The sequence below is a fragment of the Lentzea sp. NPDC036949 genome, assembly GCF_055608075.1.
Genome location: NZ_JBVJRA010000005.1, coordinates 101577 through 117259 on the forward strand (window position 1 = coordinate 101577; position 15683 = coordinate 117259).

13 protein-coding genes are annotated in these 15683 nt (G+C 72.2%); 7 read left to right on the forward strand and 6 right to left on the reverse strand.

Annotated features, from left to right (window positions below; translation table 11 throughout):
- The first annotated feature begins 9 nt into the window (after positions 1 to 9).
- Positions 10 to 1773 carry an aa3-type cytochrome oxidase subunit I gene (ctaD, locus tag ACZ7CD_RS15950; protein ID WP_470368576.1) on the forward strand — a complete coding sequence of 588 codons (1764 nt, stop codon included), beginning with the start codon at positions 10 to 12 and terminating at the stop codon, positions 1771 to 1773.
- On the opposite strand, the gene ACZ7CD_RS15955 is transcribed toward ctaD, so the two are convergent.
- On the reverse strand, positions 1774 to 2586 hold the full coding sequence (locus ACZ7CD_RS15955; RefSeq protein ID WP_470379144.1) for an SCO6745 family protein: 813 nt from the start codon (positions 2584 to 2586) through the stop codon (positions 1774 to 1776).
- 370 nt (positions 2587 to 2956) lie between these two features.
- Here ACZ7CD_RS15955 and ACZ7CD_RS15960 point away from each other — a divergent pair, with 370 nt between their 5' ends.
- The gene (locus ACZ7CD_RS15960) at positions 2957 to 3493 is read left to right on the forward strand and encodes a DUF4240 domain-containing protein (protein ID WP_470379145.1); all 537 of its coding nucleotides are present in this window, start codon (positions 2957 to 2959) and stop codon (positions 3491 to 3493) included.
- A gap of 377 nt (positions 3494 to 3870) precedes the next feature.
- Here ACZ7CD_RS15960 and ACZ7CD_RS15965 read toward each other — a convergent pair whose 3' ends face one another.
- Both ACZ7CD_RS15965 and ACZ7CD_RS15970 read right to left on the reverse strand, forming a co-directional pair.
- Complete coding sequence (locus tag ACZ7CD_RS15965; protein ID WP_470379146.1) at positions 3871 to 5796, reverse strand: vWA domain-containing protein; 1926 nt, start codon at positions 5794 to 5796, stop codon at positions 3871 to 3873.
- Entirely contained in the window at positions 5793 to 7184 is a 1392-nt protein-coding gene (locus ACZ7CD_RS15970) for a sigma 54-interacting transcriptional regulator (protein ID WP_458433313.1), read from the reverse strand. Before ACZ7CD_RS15970 ends, ACZ7CD_RS15965 begins: the two co-directional genes overlap by 4 nt.
- Positions 7185 to 7503: 319 nt before the next feature.
- Between ACZ7CD_RS15970 and ACZ7CD_RS15975 the strand changes: the two genes are divergently transcribed.
- The 4 genes from ACZ7CD_RS15975 to ACZ7CD_RS15990 are packed head-to-tail and all read left to right on the forward strand — an operon-like array spanning position 7504 to position 10303.
- On the forward strand, positions 7504 to 7995 hold the full coding sequence (locus tag ACZ7CD_RS15975; protein WP_360387219.1) for a YcxB family protein: 492 nt from the start codon (positions 7504 to 7506) through the stop codon (positions 7993 to 7995).
- 58 nt (positions 7996 to 8053) lie between these two features.
- The gene (locus ACZ7CD_RS15980) at positions 8054 to 8851 is read left to right on the forward strand and encodes a hypothetical protein (protein ID WP_360387216.1); all 798 of its coding nucleotides are present in this window, start codon (positions 8054 to 8056) and stop codon (positions 8849 to 8851) included.
- A 52-nt stretch (positions 8852 to 8903) separates the two neighbouring features.
- Entirely contained in the window at positions 8904 to 9923 is a 1020-nt protein-coding gene (locus ACZ7CD_RS15985) for a GlxA family transcriptional regulator (protein WP_360387213.1), read from the forward strand.
- Between the two features lie 17 nt (positions 9924 to 9940).
- On the forward strand, positions 9941 to 10303 hold the full coding sequence (locus ACZ7CD_RS15990; RefSeq protein WP_360387210.1) for a hypothetical protein: 363 nt from the start codon (positions 9941 to 9943) through the stop codon (positions 10301 to 10303).
- Positions 10304 to 10348: 45 nt separating this feature from the next.
- Here ACZ7CD_RS15990 and ACZ7CD_RS15995 read toward each other — a convergent pair whose 3' ends face one another.
- The 3 genes from ACZ7CD_RS15995 to ACZ7CD_RS16005 are packed head-to-tail and all read right to left on the reverse strand — an operon-like array spanning position 10349 to position 12942.
- Positions 10349 to 11377: a ferrochelatase gene (locus ACZ7CD_RS15995; protein WP_470379147.1), complete on the reverse strand. Its 1029-nt coding sequence runs from the start codon at positions 11375 to 11377 to the stop codon at positions 10349 to 10351.
- A gap of 52 nt (positions 11378 to 11429) precedes the next feature.
- Positions 11430 to 12197, reverse strand: coding sequence for an enoyl-ACP reductase FabI (gene fabI, locus ACZ7CD_RS16000; RefSeq protein ID WP_360387204.1), 768 nt, complete (start codon positions 12195 to 12197; stop codon positions 11430 to 11432).
- A gap of 40 nt (positions 12198 to 12237) precedes the next feature.
- The gene (locus tag ACZ7CD_RS16005; protein ID WP_360387201.1) at positions 12238 to 12942 is read right to left on the reverse strand and encodes a beta-ketoacyl-ACP reductase; all 705 of its coding nucleotides are present in this window, start codon (positions 12940 to 12942) and stop codon (positions 12238 to 12240) included.
- A 120-nt stretch (positions 12943 to 13062) separates the two neighbouring features.
- Between ACZ7CD_RS16005 and ACZ7CD_RS16010 the strand changes: the two genes are divergently transcribed.
- Positions 13063 to 15657, forward strand: a complete 2595-nt coding sequence (locus ACZ7CD_RS16010; RefSeq protein WP_470379148.1) for an FAD-binding and (Fe-S)-binding domain-containing protein — start codon at positions 13063 to 13065, stop codon at positions 15655 to 15657.
- The last annotated feature ends 26 nt before the right edge of the window (positions 15658 to 15683 follow it).

Sequence of the window (15683 nt, forward strand, 5' to 3'; positions counted from 1 at the left end):
GGAGGCGCGATGACCACGATCAAGCCAACACCGGTAGTGCCCCATCCGGGTGCCGCGCGCGCCCGGCCGAAGGGGTCCTACTTCCTGTCGCTCTTCCGGACCACCGATCCCAAGCAGATCGGGATCATGTACCTGACCACGTCGTTCGTGTTCTTCCTGATCGGCGGCCTGATGGCGCTGCTGATGCGCGCCGAGCTGGGCCGGCCGGGACTGCAGTTCCTGTCGAACGAGCAGTACAACCAGCTGTTCACCATGCACGGCACGATCATGCTGCTGCTGTACGCGACGCCGATCCTGTTCGGGTTCGCGAACTTCATCCTGCCGCTGCAGATCGGCTCGCCGGACGTCGCGTTCCCGCGCCTGAACGCCTTCTCGTACTGGCTGTACCTGTTCGGCGGCATCATCGTGGTGCTCGGGTTCGTCACGCCCGGTGGCGCGGCGGACTTCGGCTGGTTCGCCTACACGCCGCTGTCCTCGGCCGTGCACTCGCCGGGCGTCGGCGCTGACATGTGGATCATGGGTCTGGCGGTGTCCGGCCTGGGCACGATCCTGGGCGCGGTCAACATGACCACGACCGTGGTGTGCCTGCGGGCGCCGGGCATGACGATGTTCCGGATGCCGATCTTCACCTGGAACATCCTGGTGACGTCCGTGCTGATCCTGCTGGCGTTCCCGATCCTCACCGCGGCGCTGATGGGCCTGGCCGCCGACCGCCACCTCGGCGCGCACGTGTTCGACCCGGCCAACGGCGGCGTCATCCTGTGGCAGCACCTGTTCTGGTTCTTCGGCCACCCCGAGGTCTACATCGTCGCGCTGCCGTTCTTCGGGATCGTGACCGAGATCTTCCCGGTGTTCAGCCGCAAACCGCTGTTCGGCTACAAGGGCCTGGTGTTCGCGACGCTGGCCATCGCGATGCTGTCCGTGGCCGTGTGGGCGCACCACATGTACGCCACCGGTGCGGTGCTGCTGCCGTTCTTCGCGCTGATGACGTTCCTCATCGCGGTGCCGACCGGCATCAAGTTCTTCAACTGGGCGGGCACGATGTGGAAGGGGCAGCTGACGTTCGAGTCGCCGATGCTGTTCGGCATCGGGTTCCTCATCACGTTCCTGTTCGGCGGGCTGACCGGGGTGCTGCTGGCCTCACCGCCGATCGACTTCCACGTGTCCGACACGTACTTCGTGGTGGCGCACTTCCACTACGTGCTGTTCGGCACCATCGTGTTCGCCACCTACGCGGGCATCTACTTCTGGTTCCCGAAGATGACCGGGCGGATGCTCAACGAGTCGCTGGGCAAGCTGCACTTCTGGACGACGTTCCTCGGCTTCCACGGCACGTTCCTGGTGCAGCACTGGCTGGGCAACGAGGGCATGCCGCGCCGGTACGCCGACTACCTGCCGTCCGACGGCTTCACGTTCCTCAACACGTTCTCGACCATCAGCTCGTTCGTGCTCGGCGCGTCCGTGCTGCCGTTCGTGTGGAACGTCTTCCGCTCCTACCGCTACGGCGACCCGGCCCCGCAGGACGACCCGTGGGGCTACGGCAACTCGCTGGAGTGGGCCACGACCTCACCGCCGCCGCGGCACAACTTCACGGAGCTGCCGCGCATCCGTTCGGAGCGGCCCGCGTTCGAGCTGCACTACCCGCACATGGTCGAGCGGATGCGGGAGGAGGCGCACTTCTCGCTGACCCACCCGGGAAAGCACCGGGTGGGCCAGGACGAGGTGACCGAGAAGACGCTCGCCTCCACCCACCGCGAGGACGAGACCGGCTGATCAGCGCCGGCCGGGCAGCAGACCGGCCTCCAGGACGGCCTTGCCCAGCGGTGCGCCGAGCTCGACGTACCGCTGCCGTTCCGCGTCACCGAGCACGTCGTAGGCGGGTGCGTTCATGCGGTCGGTGTTGTCCTCGACGCGCTGGCGCAGCTCACGCCCCGCGTCGGTGAGCGCCTGCTCGGCCGTGACGAGCCCGCGTTCCCGCAGGACCTCCGCGGTCTGCGCCCACTGCTCCTGCGACCAGCCGCGGGTCTTGCGCAACGCCTCCCCCGACATCTCCCCCGACGCCGCGTGCAGCACCAGCGCCTCCAAACCAGTGAGCCCCTCCTGCAGCAGCGCCGCGAGGTGCCCGTCACCGCGGAACTCGCGCAGCAACGTCTGCGCGTGCCACAGCTGCAACAACGTGTCCTCCGGCCACGGCAGGCTCGCGTGCGCCGCGAACAACGTGCGCCCGAACGGCATCTCCGCCGACCGCTCGGCAGCCCGCCGGGCCAGCGCGGTGATCTCCGTGAGGTCCTCCGGCAGCACCGGCCGCAACGCCTCCTCCACGGCCTCCGTGCGCAGCTCGATCATCCGCGCCGGCGTGACCTTCTCCCACACCGCCGGGACGCAGGCCCGCACGAGCTCGGGGTTGAAGTTGTAGAAGGTGGCGATCACGACCTCGGCCGGCACGAGCCCGAGCGCCGCGGCCCGCGACGCGAAGTACCCGCCGGGCCGGTCGAGCCCGGCCTCGGTGTACCGCCGGGCCGCCTGGGGGGCGAAGTAGATCATCGCGTGCACGGCTTCGAGCGAGCGCCAGAGGTTCCTGATCATCCTCTCAACCTAGCCGCACGACATGGAATTCCGGCGGGTGAGTTCGCGCTCACCGGGCGGGGGTGGACGTGGCCCAGTGGGGGCTGGGCCGGTCGGGGCGGGGCCGGTCGGGGCGGGGCCGGTCGGGGCGGGGCCGGTCGGGGCGGGGCCGGTCGGGGCGGGGCCGGTCGGGGCGGGGCCGCTCCGCTGGCCCGGTCGGCTGGCCCGGTCGGCTGGCCCGGTCGGCTGGCCCGGTCGGCTGGCCCGCTCGGCTGGGCCGGTCGGCTGGCCAGCGGCCGCCTAGCGGTGCCCAGTCGGCAGCGCAGCGGCAACCCGGCAGCTGCCTTGCGGCCGTCCGAAATTGTCAGACCCCTCTGCCAAGCTCAGCGACGTGGACCTCAAGACCTTCTGGCAGCTGATCGCCGACGCCCGCGCCGACGTGCCCGACCCGTCCGACTGCTGCGCCGTGGTCGCCGCCGCCAAGACCCGCCTGGCCGCACTCCCGCCCGCCGAGATCGTGTCGGCGCAGCAGGCGCTGTGGGACGTGATGGCCTTGTCGTACCGGAACCCCCTGTGGGCCGCGGCCTACGTGATCAACGGTGGCTGTTCCGACGACGGCTTCGACTACTTCCGCGGCTGGCTGCTCACCCAGGGCGAGGACGTCTACCACGCCGCCGCCACCTCCCCGGAGACCCTGGCCGACCTGCCCGCCGTGGTCGCGGCCGCCGGGTCGGGCGACGAGTTCGAGTGCGAGGGCGCCCTGAGCATCGCCTGGGACGCCCACCTCACCGCCACCGGCATGCGCCTGCCGCAGGACGCGTTCACGATCCGCTACCCGGAGCTCGACCCGGACTGGTCGTTCGACTTCGACGACGAGGCCGAGATCGCCCGCCGCCTGCCCCGCCTGGCGGCCCTCTACGGCTACTGACGACTGCTGAGCTCGCTGCGGGGTGCAGCGCCGACGATCAGGCGCGCGCGGGCTCGGCCCGCGCGGGCATGGCGGCCGACTGGCCGGGACGGACAGGCTCGAACCCGGTCGGCTGGCCTCAGCACCCCGGCTGGGCGGTCCGCGAAGCGCGACCGGTTCGGCTTCGACGGCCCGCCACGGCACCAACCCGGCCCACCACGGCACCACCCCGGCTCGGCGGCTCGGCGACTCGCCGCGTACCACGGCTTTGAGCAGCCCGCCGCAGCGTGCCGCGCGCCGTCGGTCTCGGTGGACGCAGCAGCGCCGCCGAGGCTCAGGTGGACTGCGTCCTGCCGCCGATGCCGCACGCGATCACGTGCAGCATCGACGGCGGACCGTCAGCGGCGGCGGCGGGAGGTCAGGTAGTCGCTGACCACCGCAGCGCCCAGGCCGTCCTCGTCGGCGGACACCACGCGGCCGCCGCCGCGGCGGGCCACGATGTCCACGAAGGCGGCCAGGCGGGGGTCGTCGCCCAGTTTGAAGACCGAGATCGTGGCGCCCAGGCGGGCCAGGGAGTCGACCTCGTTCAGGGTTTTCGTGAGGGTGCGGGGCAGGGGCGGGTAGTTGAACTCCGCGTCGCCCTCGGGTTCGAGGTGGGCGGTGGGTTCCCCGTCGGTCACCACCAGGACCACCGGCTGGGCGTCGGGGTGGCGGCGGACGTGGCGGCCCGCGAGCAGCAGGGCGTGGTGCAGGTTGGTGCCCTGTTCCCACACGCCTTCCAGCGCCGTGAGCTGGCCGATGTCGACGGCCTCCGCGTAGCGGCCGAACGTGACGAGCTGCAGGGCGTCCGTGCGGAAGCGGGTCTGGATCAGGTGGTGCAGGGCCAGTGCCGTGCGCTTCATCGGCACCCAGCGGCCGTCCTGCACCATCGACCAGGACGTGTCCACGCACAACGCGACCGCGGCACGGGAGCGGTGCTCGGTCTCCGCCACCTCCAGGTCCACCACGTCCAGCTTCATGGAGCCGGAGCGCAGCACGGAGTTGCGCAGCGTGCGCGGCACGTCCCACGGTTCGGTGTCGCCGAACTGCCACGGGCGGGTCGAGCCGATCAGCTCGCCCGCGGCGCCGGCGGACACCGTCTCGCGGGAGCCCTGGGAGGAGCGCAGCTGGTCGACGACGCCGCGCAGGGCGGTCTCGCCGAGGCGGCGCAGCGCCTTCGGGGTGAGCCGCAGGGAGCCGTCCGGGGCGCGTTCGAGGATGTTCTGCTGACGCAGGGCCTTCTCCAGCTCGGCGAGCCGGCGGGCGTCGACGGAGGCCTCGGGGCCCAGCTGGCGTTCCAGCGCCTCCAGGTCGATGTCCTCCAGGCGGGCGCCGGGGTAGGACTGGGCCAGCTGCTCGGCCAGCGCGTCCAGCTCGGCCAGGTCCGCCATCGCCTGCGCGCCCTCGCCGAGGCCGAGCGGGTCCTGGCCGCGGAACCGGGCGGAGGACGTCCAGTCCTCACCGGGGCGCAGGCTTTGCAGCAGCGAGTCCAGGGTGGACAGCTGCGAGCCGATGCCGCCGAAGGCCTGCTGGGACAACGCGGACAGCTCGGCGCGCTGCTCGTCGGTCATCGAGTTCATCATGCGCTGCGCGGCGGCGGACCGGGCGGCCAGCGCGTCGACCAGCTCGTCGACGGTGCGCGGGTTCTCCGGGAAGAAGTCGCCGTGCTTGCGCATGAACTCGTCGAACAGCCGTGGCGTGTCCGGTGAGCTCGCGGCGTGCGCGGTCAGCAGCTCGTTCAGGTCGCGCAACATGCGCTGGATGCGGCGCACGTCCTCGGAGTCGACGTTGGACAGCGCCTCCTTCATGCCGCGGAAGCGCTGGTCCAGCAGCTCGCGGCCGAGCAGGTCGCGGATCTGCTCGAACGCCTCGCGCGCTTCCTGGGAGCGCCAGTCGTAGTTCGACAGCTCCTGCACGGCCGCGGCGGTGCCCTGCGGCAGCGCGTCGAGCTGGGCCTCGCGGAACCGGGCGTCGTCGGACGGGTCGGGGAACAACGCCCGCCGCTCCGCCTCCAGCGCCTCGTCCAGCAGCCGCCGGACCTCCTGCAGCGTGCCGTCCAGCCGGTGCCGGCGCTGGATCGACGACCGCCGCTGCCACAGCCGCGACGTCATGTCGTCCAGGCCGCGGGTGCCGTCGACGCCGCGCCGCAGCAGCTCGCGCAGGGCGGCGTTCGGCGAGGCGCCCTCCATGATCTCGCGGCCGAGCTCGTCCACGGCCGCGCGCAGGTCCACGGGCGGCGCCAGCGGGTCCGCGCCGCCGCCCCAGCGTCCGTAGCGGTACCTCATCCGTACACCGAACGGTCGTCGTCGGAGGACGTGTCCTTGGACAGGTGCCGCGTCAGGTAGAGCGACTCGAGCGCCAGCTCCACGGCCGAGGCGATGCGGCCGGGCGGGTCCTTCGGGCCGGCGCCCAGCCGGGCGGCCACCTCGTGCAGCACCGGCAGCTCGGGCAGCGCCGCCAGCAGGTCGCCGGCGTGCACGCGGTCACCGGTGGCCACCGGGTGCCCGTCGGACACGGCCTCGGCCAGCGTCCGCAGGTTCAGCCCGGCCAGCCGGGCCCGCGCGGTGTCGGCGATCGAGCGGCGCAGCAGGTGGACCAGGACCTCGTCCTCCCGGCCCTCCTCCCCCGCCTCGAACTCCAGCTTGCCGCGCAGCACGTCCGGCACCGACTCCAGGTCGATCGGCCGGGCGATGGCCGGGGTCTCGCCGATCAGCGCGGACCGGCGCAGCGCGGAGGCCGCGACGGTCTCCGCCGCCGCGATGGCGAACCGCGCCGACACGCCGGAGCGCTGGTCGATCGACGACGACTCGCGCAGGTGCCGCACGAACCGGGCGATGATCTCCAGCAGGTGGTCTCCCACCTCGGCGACCAGCTCGGCCTCCTGGCGGACCATGTCGACCTCGGCGTCGACCTCCAGCGGGTAGTGCGTGCGCACCTCGGCGCCGAAGCGGTCCTTCAGCGGCGTGATGATGCGGCCGCGGTTGGTGTAGTCCTCCGGGTTCGCGGTGGCCACGAGCAGCACGTCCAGCGGCAGCCGCAGCGTGTAGCCGCGGACCTGGATGTCGCGCTCCTCCATGACGTTCAGCAGCGCGACCTGGATGCGTTCGGCCAGGTCGGGCAGCTCGTTGATGGCGATGATGCCGCGGTGGGCGCGCGGCAGCAAGCCGTAGTGGATCGTCTCCGGGTCGCCGAGCGACCGGCCCTCGGCCACCTTCACCGGGTCGACGTCGCCGACCAGGTCGCCGACCGAGGTGTCCGGCGTGGCGAGCTTCTCCGCGTACCGCTCGTCGCGGTGCCGCCACACCACCGGCAGGTCGTCACCGAGCTCGGCGGCCCGGCGGCGCGACTCCGGCGTGATCGGGTCGAGCGGGTGCTCGCCCAGCTCGGAGCCCTCGATCACGGGCGTCCACTCGTCCAGCAGCGACACGATCGTGCGCAGCAGGCGGGTCTTGCCCTGGCCGCGCTCGCCGAGCAGGACGACGTCGTGCCCGGCGAGCAGCGCCCGCTCCAGCTGCGGGAGCACCGTGCGGTCGAACCCGACGATGCCGGGCCACGGGTTGCGCCCCTCGCGCAGGGCGGCGAGCAGGTTCTCGCGGATCTCGGTCTTGACGCCGCGCGGCCGGTGCCCGGCGGCGCGCAGCTCGCCCGCCGTGCGGGCCTGGTTCTGGGTCACCCCGATGACGCTACGCAGCCCCACCGACAATTTCGACGTGGAGCGACTCCAGGCCCTGCCGCACCGCCGCCTCCACGGCGTTGCGGGGGATGCGCGCCGGCGCCGGGTCGTGCGCCAGGGCTCCGTTGGAGCACAAGGAACCGCGCTGAACACCCATCCCTCGTCCGGCTTCGGCAGGACCACCGGCTCGGCCCCGTGACCGGGGTGCGGTAAGCCCTGGGCGAACGCGACGGCCCGCAGCACGGTCCTGCGCGCGACTCCGCTGTTTTCCGAATCCTCCGGGTCCACGGCGCCGTCGTGCAGGAGAATGCGGGGCGCTATGAGCAACTGTGTCGATTTCAAGTGGGCCCCGTCCCCCGCCGACTGGCGGGCGAGCCTGCGCACGATGGTGCCGATGTTCCGGTGGGCGCCGTGGTTCGCGGTCGCGCTCGGCGGCTTCTCGCTGGTCCTGCTGTTCTTCTACGACGGGCTGGTGCCGGCCGCGGTCTTCGGCCTGGTGTGCGCGCTGGTGATCGGGTTCATGGAGCCGGTCGCGGTGTGGTGGCGGTTCTCGTCGGACGAGATGATCAGCCGGACCGTGGTGGGCAGCGCCGACGACCAGTCGTTCCGGATGGCCGTGGGCACCGCCGTGCGCGAGGAGCTCGACTGGGCGGAGCTGCCCGGCTGGACCGAGACGCGGCAGGGGTTCGTGCTGGAGACGCTCGACGAGGGGTCGGCGTCGCTGTCGGTGCCGCACCGGGCGTTCGCGTCCACGCAGGACGCCCAGTCGTTCCGCGACCTGCTCGAACAGCACATCGGACCCGCGAACTAGCCGAACCCGATCCGAGACCGGCTGCAGCGGACGGCGCCGGGCCACGTAATCTCGTCGCGTGTCCTGTGCAAGTGCCACGCTGGTCGTGTGGACGTCGGGATGGCTGCACGGTCTGGCCGCCGCCGACGACGTCCTCGACGCCCTGCACACGTGGGCCGAGCAGCACGAGGTGGTGGCCGACGACGACGGCACCGCCACGGCGCTCGACCTCCCCGGTCCCGACGAGGCCCCCGTGGGCCCCGCCCTGCTGCTGGCCTCCCTGCGGCGCGCGGGTGCGACCTCGGCGCGGCTCGTGCTGCCGGTGCCCGGTGACGTGCGCGGCCTGGGCGGCAAGGGGCCCCTCGCGATGTGCGCGCTGCGTTCCGGTGAGGCGCTCGTGATCCCGTCCGTGCACGTCGGGCTGGTGCCGAAGATCGTCGCGGACGGCGTGATGCGCTGGACGGTGTTCGACCTGCCCTCCTCCACGGGCCTGGAGCACATCCCGATCGGCGAGGCCGAGCAGGGGCTGGGCACGGCGCTGCGCGAGGCGACGGCGGCGCTGGCCGCGCTGGACGTCGCGAAGCACCGGCCGAACGTGCGCGAGGAGATCGCGGACCTGTCCGCCGCGAACTCCGCGCTGCCGTGGCCGGACGCGATGCCGCCGCGCTCGTTGCGGGTGCTGCAACGGGCCGCCGAAGTCGACGCGATCGTGTCGGTGGCCCGCTCGGACTCACCCGGTGGCGCGGTGTCGGCGTCGGCGATGACCGCGCGGACCGAGGCGTTGCGGCCGGTGTCCGAAGCGGTGCGGCGCGCGCGGTGCGCTGCCGTGGACGAAGCGGTGCGCGTGCTGGCCGACTCGGGCGCCGGGCGGCACTGACCCCGTTCCCCGTGCCTGCCCCCGCCACCGGTACGAGGATGCGACGGGGGCGATGCGGGTGGACGCAGCACGACGAGTCGTGATCATCGCGTACAACGACGCGCAGATCCTCGACGTGGCGTGCCCGAGCGGCACGTTCGAGATCGCGAACGGCCACGGGGCCGCGCCGCCGTACCGGATCGAGCTGGCCACGGTGACGGGGCGGGACGTGCGCAGCTCGTCGGGGATCGCGCTGACCGGCGCACGGCGGCTGGCCTCGGTGACCGGGCGGATCGACACGATGCTGGTCGTCGGCGGGCACGGGACCCGCGACGCGATGGCCGACGACGGGATGCTGACGCAGGTGCGGCGCCTCGCACGGCACAGCCGGCGGGTCGCGTCGGTGTGCACCGGCGCGTTCGTGCTGGCCGCGGCCGGGCTGCTGGACGGCAGGAAGGTGACCACGCACTGGGCGTACGGCGACATCCTGGTCGAGCACTTCCCGCAGGTCACGGTGGACCTGGCACCGCTCTACGTCCAGGACGGCAACGTCTACACCTCCGCCGGGGTCACCAGCGCGCTGGACCTGACGCTCGCGCTGGTCGAGGACGACAACGGCCCCACCGTCGCCCGCCGGGTCGCCCGCGAACTGGTGACCTACCTCCAGCGCCCGGCCGACCAGGCTCAGCTCAGCATGTTCCTCGCCGCGCCCCCGCCGGGCGACCGGCTGGTGCGCGACCTGCTCGGGCACATCGCCGCGCACCCCGGGGAGGACCTGAGTCCGGCCGCGCTCGCGGCACGGGCCCAGATCAGCACACGGCACCTCACCAGGCTGTTCGCCACCCACGTCGGCACCACCCCCGCCCGCGCGGTGCGGGCCGCCCGCACCGAGGCCGCCGCCCACCTGGTGCGGGGCAGCGACCTGTCGCTGGCCGCGGTCGCGCGCCGGTGCGGGTTCGGGTCGGCGGAGGTGCTGCGGCAGGCGTTCCTCGACCACTACGGGATGACCGGGGACAGGATTCGCAGGATCGCGGACATGCCCGGCCCGCTCGACCGTGGTTCTCCCCAGACTCCTGGGCACGGAACCACGTGAGATCGAGGGGGAACACCATGTTCGACAGGAAAGCGGCGGCCGTGCTCGGGATGGCGCTGATCAGCCTGCTGGGGACGACGGTGGCGAGCGTCCCGGCGTCGGCGGCGCCGTGCCGCAAACCGGTGAGCTCCGTGTCGGTGCACGGTCGCACGATCCACCTGTGGGTGTGCGACAACGGCTGGCACGGTCAGATCACCGGTGGGGCCACGGGTGACCCGGTCTGGCTGGACAGCGCCCGCAACACGGTGACGGGTTACCGGACCATCCCGTCCGGCGCCACGTCGGTGAACACCGGCACGGTCGGGCAGTACGGCGGACCGTGGCGGGCCTGCGGGCGCGCGTTCAACCGCCCGGAGATCGTCTGCACCGCACGCAACTGAACCGGGTCTCCGGCCGGTCCGAGGACGGCCGGCCGGAGACCGGCACTACTGGGCCTTGACGGGCCTCTTCGCCGGCTCGCAGCACAACGGCGCGCACGGGGCACCGTTCACCGTGCAGCCGGCTGAGGTGAACGACGACAGCTTGCGCACGGGAGCACCGGAGGTGTGCTCGGCCACCAGCTCCACGACGAGCTCGGCGAAGCGAGGGTCGGCGTTCGGGGTCGCCGCGCGGGCGAACTCCACGCCGAGCTCGGCGGCGCGGTCACGGGCCTCGGTGTCGAGGTCCCACACGACTTCGAGGTGGTCGGACACGAACCCGATCGGGCACACCACGACGCCGGTGACGCCCTTGGCGTGCAACGCGTCGATGTGGTCGACGATGTCGGGCTCCAGCCACGGGATCTGCGGCGGGCCGGACCGCGACTGCCACACCACGTCGTACTCGGTGACGTCCAGCTCGGCCGCGACCAGCCGGGACGCCTCGACGACCTGGCGGGAGTAGCGGTAACCGCCCTCGGACGGCGGACCGGCGGCCTTGTCCGCGGACACCGGCACCGAGTGCGCGGTGAAGACGAGCCGGTACGGGCCGGTCAGCGACTCGGCGGCCGCGCGGACGCCGTCGGCGAAGGCGGAGATGAAGAGCGGGTGGTCGAAGAACTGGCGCAGCTTCACCAGTTCGGGGCCGTCCGGCACGGCCGCCAGTGCCCGCACGATGTCCTCGTCGTACTGGCGGCACGCGGAGTAGCCGCCGTACGCGCTCGTCGGGAACACCAGCGCACGCTGGACGCCGTCGGCCTTCATCTGCGCGACGGTGTCCTCGACCATCGGGTGCCAGTTGCGGTTGCCGAAGTAGATCGGCAGCTCGAAACCGGTGGCGCGCACGGCGTCGATCGCGTCGAGGTTCAGGCGGTTGATCGGTGACACGCCGCCGAAGTGCTGGTAGTGGGCCTCGACCTCGTCCAGCCGCTCCGGCGGCACGCCACGTCCGCGCACCACGTTCTCCAGGAAGGGACGGACGTCCTCAGGACCTTCCGGTCCGCCGAAGGAAAGCCAGAGCAGCGCATCGAAACTCACCGCTCCATCCAATCAGACGCCCGAACCCCCCACACGACGAGCAGCTGTGACGTCAGAGGCCGAGGAAGTGCACGCCGCCGTCGACGAACACCATCGAGCCAGTGGTGGCCGGGAACCAGTCGGACAGCAGGCCGCAGACCGACTTCGCGACGGGCGTCGGGTCGTCGACGTCCCACGACAGCGGCGCCTTCTCGCCCCACATCTTCTCCAGCTCGCCGAAGCCCGGGATGGACTTGGCGGCCATGGTGCGGACCGGGCCGGCGGAGATCAGGTTCACGCGGATGCCGTCCGGGCCGAGGTCGCGCGCCATGTAGCGGTTGATCGACTCGAACGCCGCCTTCGCCGCGCCCATCCAGTTGTAGGCGGGCCACGCCTGGCGGGCGTCGAAGTCGAGGCCGACGACCGACGAGCCGTGCGACAGCATCGGGCGCACGGCCTGCACCAGCGCCTTGTAGGAGTACGCCGAGACGTGCATCGCGACGGAGACGTCCTCCCACGGCGCGTCCATGAACGGCGCGCCGAGGCAGCTCTGCGGGGCGAACCCGATGGCGTGCACGACGCCGTCGAGGCCGTCGACGTGCTCACCGACGCGCTCGGCCAGCGTGTCGAGGTGCTCCTGGTTCTGCACGTCCAGCTCCACGACGGGCGCGGGCTTGGGCAGGCGCTGGGCGATGCGCTGCACGAGGCTCATCCGGCCGAACCCGGTCAGCACGACCTCGGCGCCCTGCTCCTGGGCGACGCGTGCGACGTGGAAGGCGATCGACGCGTCGGTGATCACACCGGTGATCAGCAGTCGCTTGCCTTCGAGCAGTCCGGTCACTTGATCCAACCCTTTCGCAGAAAGAAGAGAACGAAGAACGTCAGTGGCCCATGCCGAGGCCGCCGTCGACCGGCAGCACGGCACCGTTGATGTAGCCGGACTCGTTCGCGGCGAGGAACGTCACCGCGCGGGCGATCTCGTCGACGGCGCCGTAGCGACCGGCCGGGATCTGCTTGAGCGCCGCCTCGCGCACCGCCTCGGGCAGCTCGGCGGTCATGTCGGTGGTGATGAAGCCGGGGGCGATGACGTTCGCGGTGATGTTGCGCGAACCGAGCTCCAGCGCGATCGAGCGCGCCATGCCCACCATGCCCGCCTTGGACGCGGCGTAGTTGACCTGGCCCGCGCCGCCGGTGAGGCCCACGACCGACGAGATGAAGACGATGCGGCCGAACTTCTTGCGCAGCATGCCGCGCGAGGCGCGCTGGGCGAAGCGGAACGCGCCGGTGAGGTTGGCGTCGACGACGCTGGTGAACTGCTCCTCGCTCATGCGCAGCAACAGCGTGTCCTGGGTGATGCCGGCGTTGCAGACGAGCACCTCGACCGGACCGTGGGCGGCCTCGACCTCGGAGAACGCCGCGTCGATCTCCTCGGCGTTGGTCACGTCGCACTTCACGCCGAGCAGACCCTCGGGTGCGCCGGAGCCGCGGTGCGTGACGGCGACCTTGTCGCCCTGCGCCGCGAACGCCTGCGCGATGGCGAGGCCGATGCCGCGATTGCCCCCGGTGACCAGAACGGACCGACTCACTAGCTCTCCCTGCAATCGCCGCTGGTTGACCGGCTGAGGTTATCGGCTACCCGCAGGTAGCCCGGCATCGGCGGTTGAACCTCACACCACGGCGGGGCCGATCGGGGGCATGATCAGGTGATGCGGGCCTTCCTCGACCAACTGCGCCGCCACGTCGAGGGCGACGTGCTCGACGACCCGGCGAGCCGCGCCCTGTACTCGGCCGACGCGTCGAACTACCGCCACGTGCCGCGGGTGGTGGTCCGTCCGCGGACGACGGACGCCGTGGTCGCGGCCGTCGGGATCGCCGCGGAGCACCGCGTCCCGATCACCAGCCGCGGCGCGGGGACCTCGGTCGCGGGCAACGCCTGCGGTACCGGCCTGGTGATCGACTTCAGCCGCTACCTGAACGCCTTCGAGATCTCCGGCGACCGGGCGTTCGCGCAGCCGGGCGCGGTGCTCGACAAGATCAACGCGAGCGCCGGCGACCACCTGTTCGGCCCCGACCCGTCCACGCACTCGCGCTGCACGATCGGCGGGATGATCGGCAACAACGCCTGTGGCGCGCATTCGGTGAAGTGGGGCAAGACCAGCGAGAACGTCCTGGACCTCGACGTGCTGACCGTCGACGGCCGCCGGTTCCGCAGCACGGACCCGCCCGCGCTCGCGCTGCCGTCGCACGACCCGGCGTGGTTCCCGCAGCTCAGCCGCCGGGTCAGCGGGTACGCGCTGGACGCGCCGACGCTCACCGGCCAGCTCGTCGGCACGGAGGGCACCTGCGTGGTGCTGCTCGGTGCGGAACTCAAGCTGGTCCGCCGCCCGGAGCGCCGGGTCCTCGTCGTGCTCGGCTTCGCGGACACCTACGAGGCCGCCGACCAGGTCACGCAGATCGAGGACGCGCTCGCGGTCGAGGGCCTGAACGAGGCGCTGGTGAACAGCGTCCGCACCCGCCCCGACCTGCCGGAAGGCCGCAGCTGGCTGTTCGTCGAGCTCGAGGACCACCCCGAACGGGTCGCCGCGCTCACGAGGAGCTCGATGGTCGTCCACGACCCGGCGCACCAGCGGGCGCTGTGGCGCATCCGCGAGGACGGCGCCGGTCTCGCCACCCGCATGGCCGACGGCAGCGAGGCCTGGTCGGGCTGGGAGGACTCGGCCGTCCCGCCGGAACGCCTCGGCGCCTACCTGCGCGACCTCGACGCGTTGCTGACCGGGTACGGGCGGCGCGGCACCACCTACGGCCACTACGGCGAGGGCTGCATCCACGTCCGCATCGACTTCGACCTGGCGCGCGGCTACCGCGAGTTCCTCCAGGACGCCGCGGACCTGGTCGTGAGCCACGGCGGCAGCCTGTCCGGCGAGCACGGCGACGGCCAGGCCCGCTCCGAGCTGCTCTCCCGCATGTACCCGCCGGCGGCGATCCGGGCGTTCCGGGAGTTCAAGCACGCCTTCGACCCCGGCAACCTGCTCAACCCCGGCCGGATCGTGGAGCCGCTGAAGCTCGACGACGACCTGCGCGTCCTCGTCGCTCCCCCGCGCATCCCGACGCGCGCGGAGTTCGCGAGCGACACCCGCCGCTGCGTCGGCGTGGGCAAGTGCCTGAACACCAAGGGCGGCGTGATGTGCCCGAGCTACCGCGTCACCAAGGAGGAGAAGCACTCCACGCGCGGCCGCGCGCACCTGCTGTTCGAGATGCTCAACGGTGACGTGGTCAAGGGCGGCTGGCGGTCGCCGGAGGTGGCCGAGGCGCTGGACCTCTGCCTGGGCTGCAAGGGCTGCAAGCGCGACTGCCCGGTCGACGTGGACATGGCGAGCTACAAGGCGGAGTTCCTGCACGAGCACTACAGGGGCCGCCCGCGCCCGCGGTCGCACTACGCGATGGGCTGGTTGCCGACGTGGCTGCGGTACGGGCTGGTCAACCGGTTCACGGCGCGGTTCGGCCGGTTGGCTGGCCTCACCCCGGAGCGCGAGCTGCCCACGCCCACCACTCCCCTGCTGCGCAGGCTGCGCCCGTTCGGCGAGGGCGAGCCGGTGCTGCTGTTCCCCGACACGTTCACGAACTTCTTCGAGCCGGACATCGGCATCGACGCCGCAAACGTGCTGGCGCACCTGGGGAACCGGGTCGAGCTGCCGCCCTCGACCGTCTGCTGTGGACTGACCTGGCACTCGACCGGTCAGCTGCCGAAGGCCCGCAGGGTCGTCGAACGCACGGCACGCGCGCTGCACCCGTGGACGAGCCGCGGCGTCCCGGTGATCGGCCTGGAACCGAGCTGCACGGCGTTCCTCAAGACCGAGGCCCCGAAGCTCTCGGACGCCGAGGAGGTGCGCGCGCTCGCCGACGCCACCCGCACGTTCGCCGAGCACGTCGCACCGGCGCTGCCCGACCTGCCCGGCGACCGCGAGGCGGTCGTGCAGACCCACTGCCACCAGTACGCGGAGCTGGGTTTCGGACCGGATCGCACGGCCATGGAGAAGGCCGGGCTGCGACCGCGGGTCGTGGAGGGCTGCTGCGGCCTGGCCGGCAACTTCGGCTTCGAGCAGGGCCACTACGACGTGTCGATCGCCTGCGCCGAACAGGACCTGCTGCCCGCCCTGCGCGCGAACGAGGACGCGCTGGTGCTCGCGGACGGCTTCAGCTGCCGCACCCAGATCCGGCACACGACCGACCGCGAGCCGGTCCACCTCGCCACCGCGCTCGCGACCCGGCTGGGGCTCCGAGCGCGTCTCCACGGTCACTGAAAAGCATCGACATGCCCGCGAAACGG

Coding starts and splice junctions, on each gene's coding strand:
- ctaD (WP_470368576.1), top strand. CDS start 10: ATGACCACGATCAAGCCAACACCGGTAGTGCCCCATCCGGGTGCCGCG.
- ACZ7CD_RS15955 (WP_470379144.1), bottom strand. CDS start 2,586: ATGATCAGGAACCTCTGGCGCTCGCTCGAAGCCGTGCACGCGATGATC.
- ACZ7CD_RS15965 (WP_470379146.1), bottom strand. CDS start 5,796: ATGAGGTACCGCTACGGACGCTGGGGCGGCGGCGCGGACCCGCTGGCG.
- ACZ7CD_RS15975 (WP_360387219.1), top strand. CDS start 7,504: ATGAGCAACTGTGTCGATTTCAAGTGGGCCCCGTCCCCCGCCGACTGG.
- ACZ7CD_RS15985 (WP_360387213.1), top strand. CDS start 8,904: ATGCGGGTGGACGCAGCACGACGAGTCGTGATCATCGCGTACAACGAC.
- ACZ7CD_RS15990 (WP_360387210.1), top strand. CDS start 9,941: ATGTTCGACAGGAAAGCGGCGGCCGTGCTCGGGATGGCGCTGATCAGC.
- ACZ7CD_RS16010 (WP_470379148.1), top strand. CDS start 13,063: ATGCGGGCCTTCCTCGACCAACTGCGCCGCCACGTCGAGGGCGACGTG.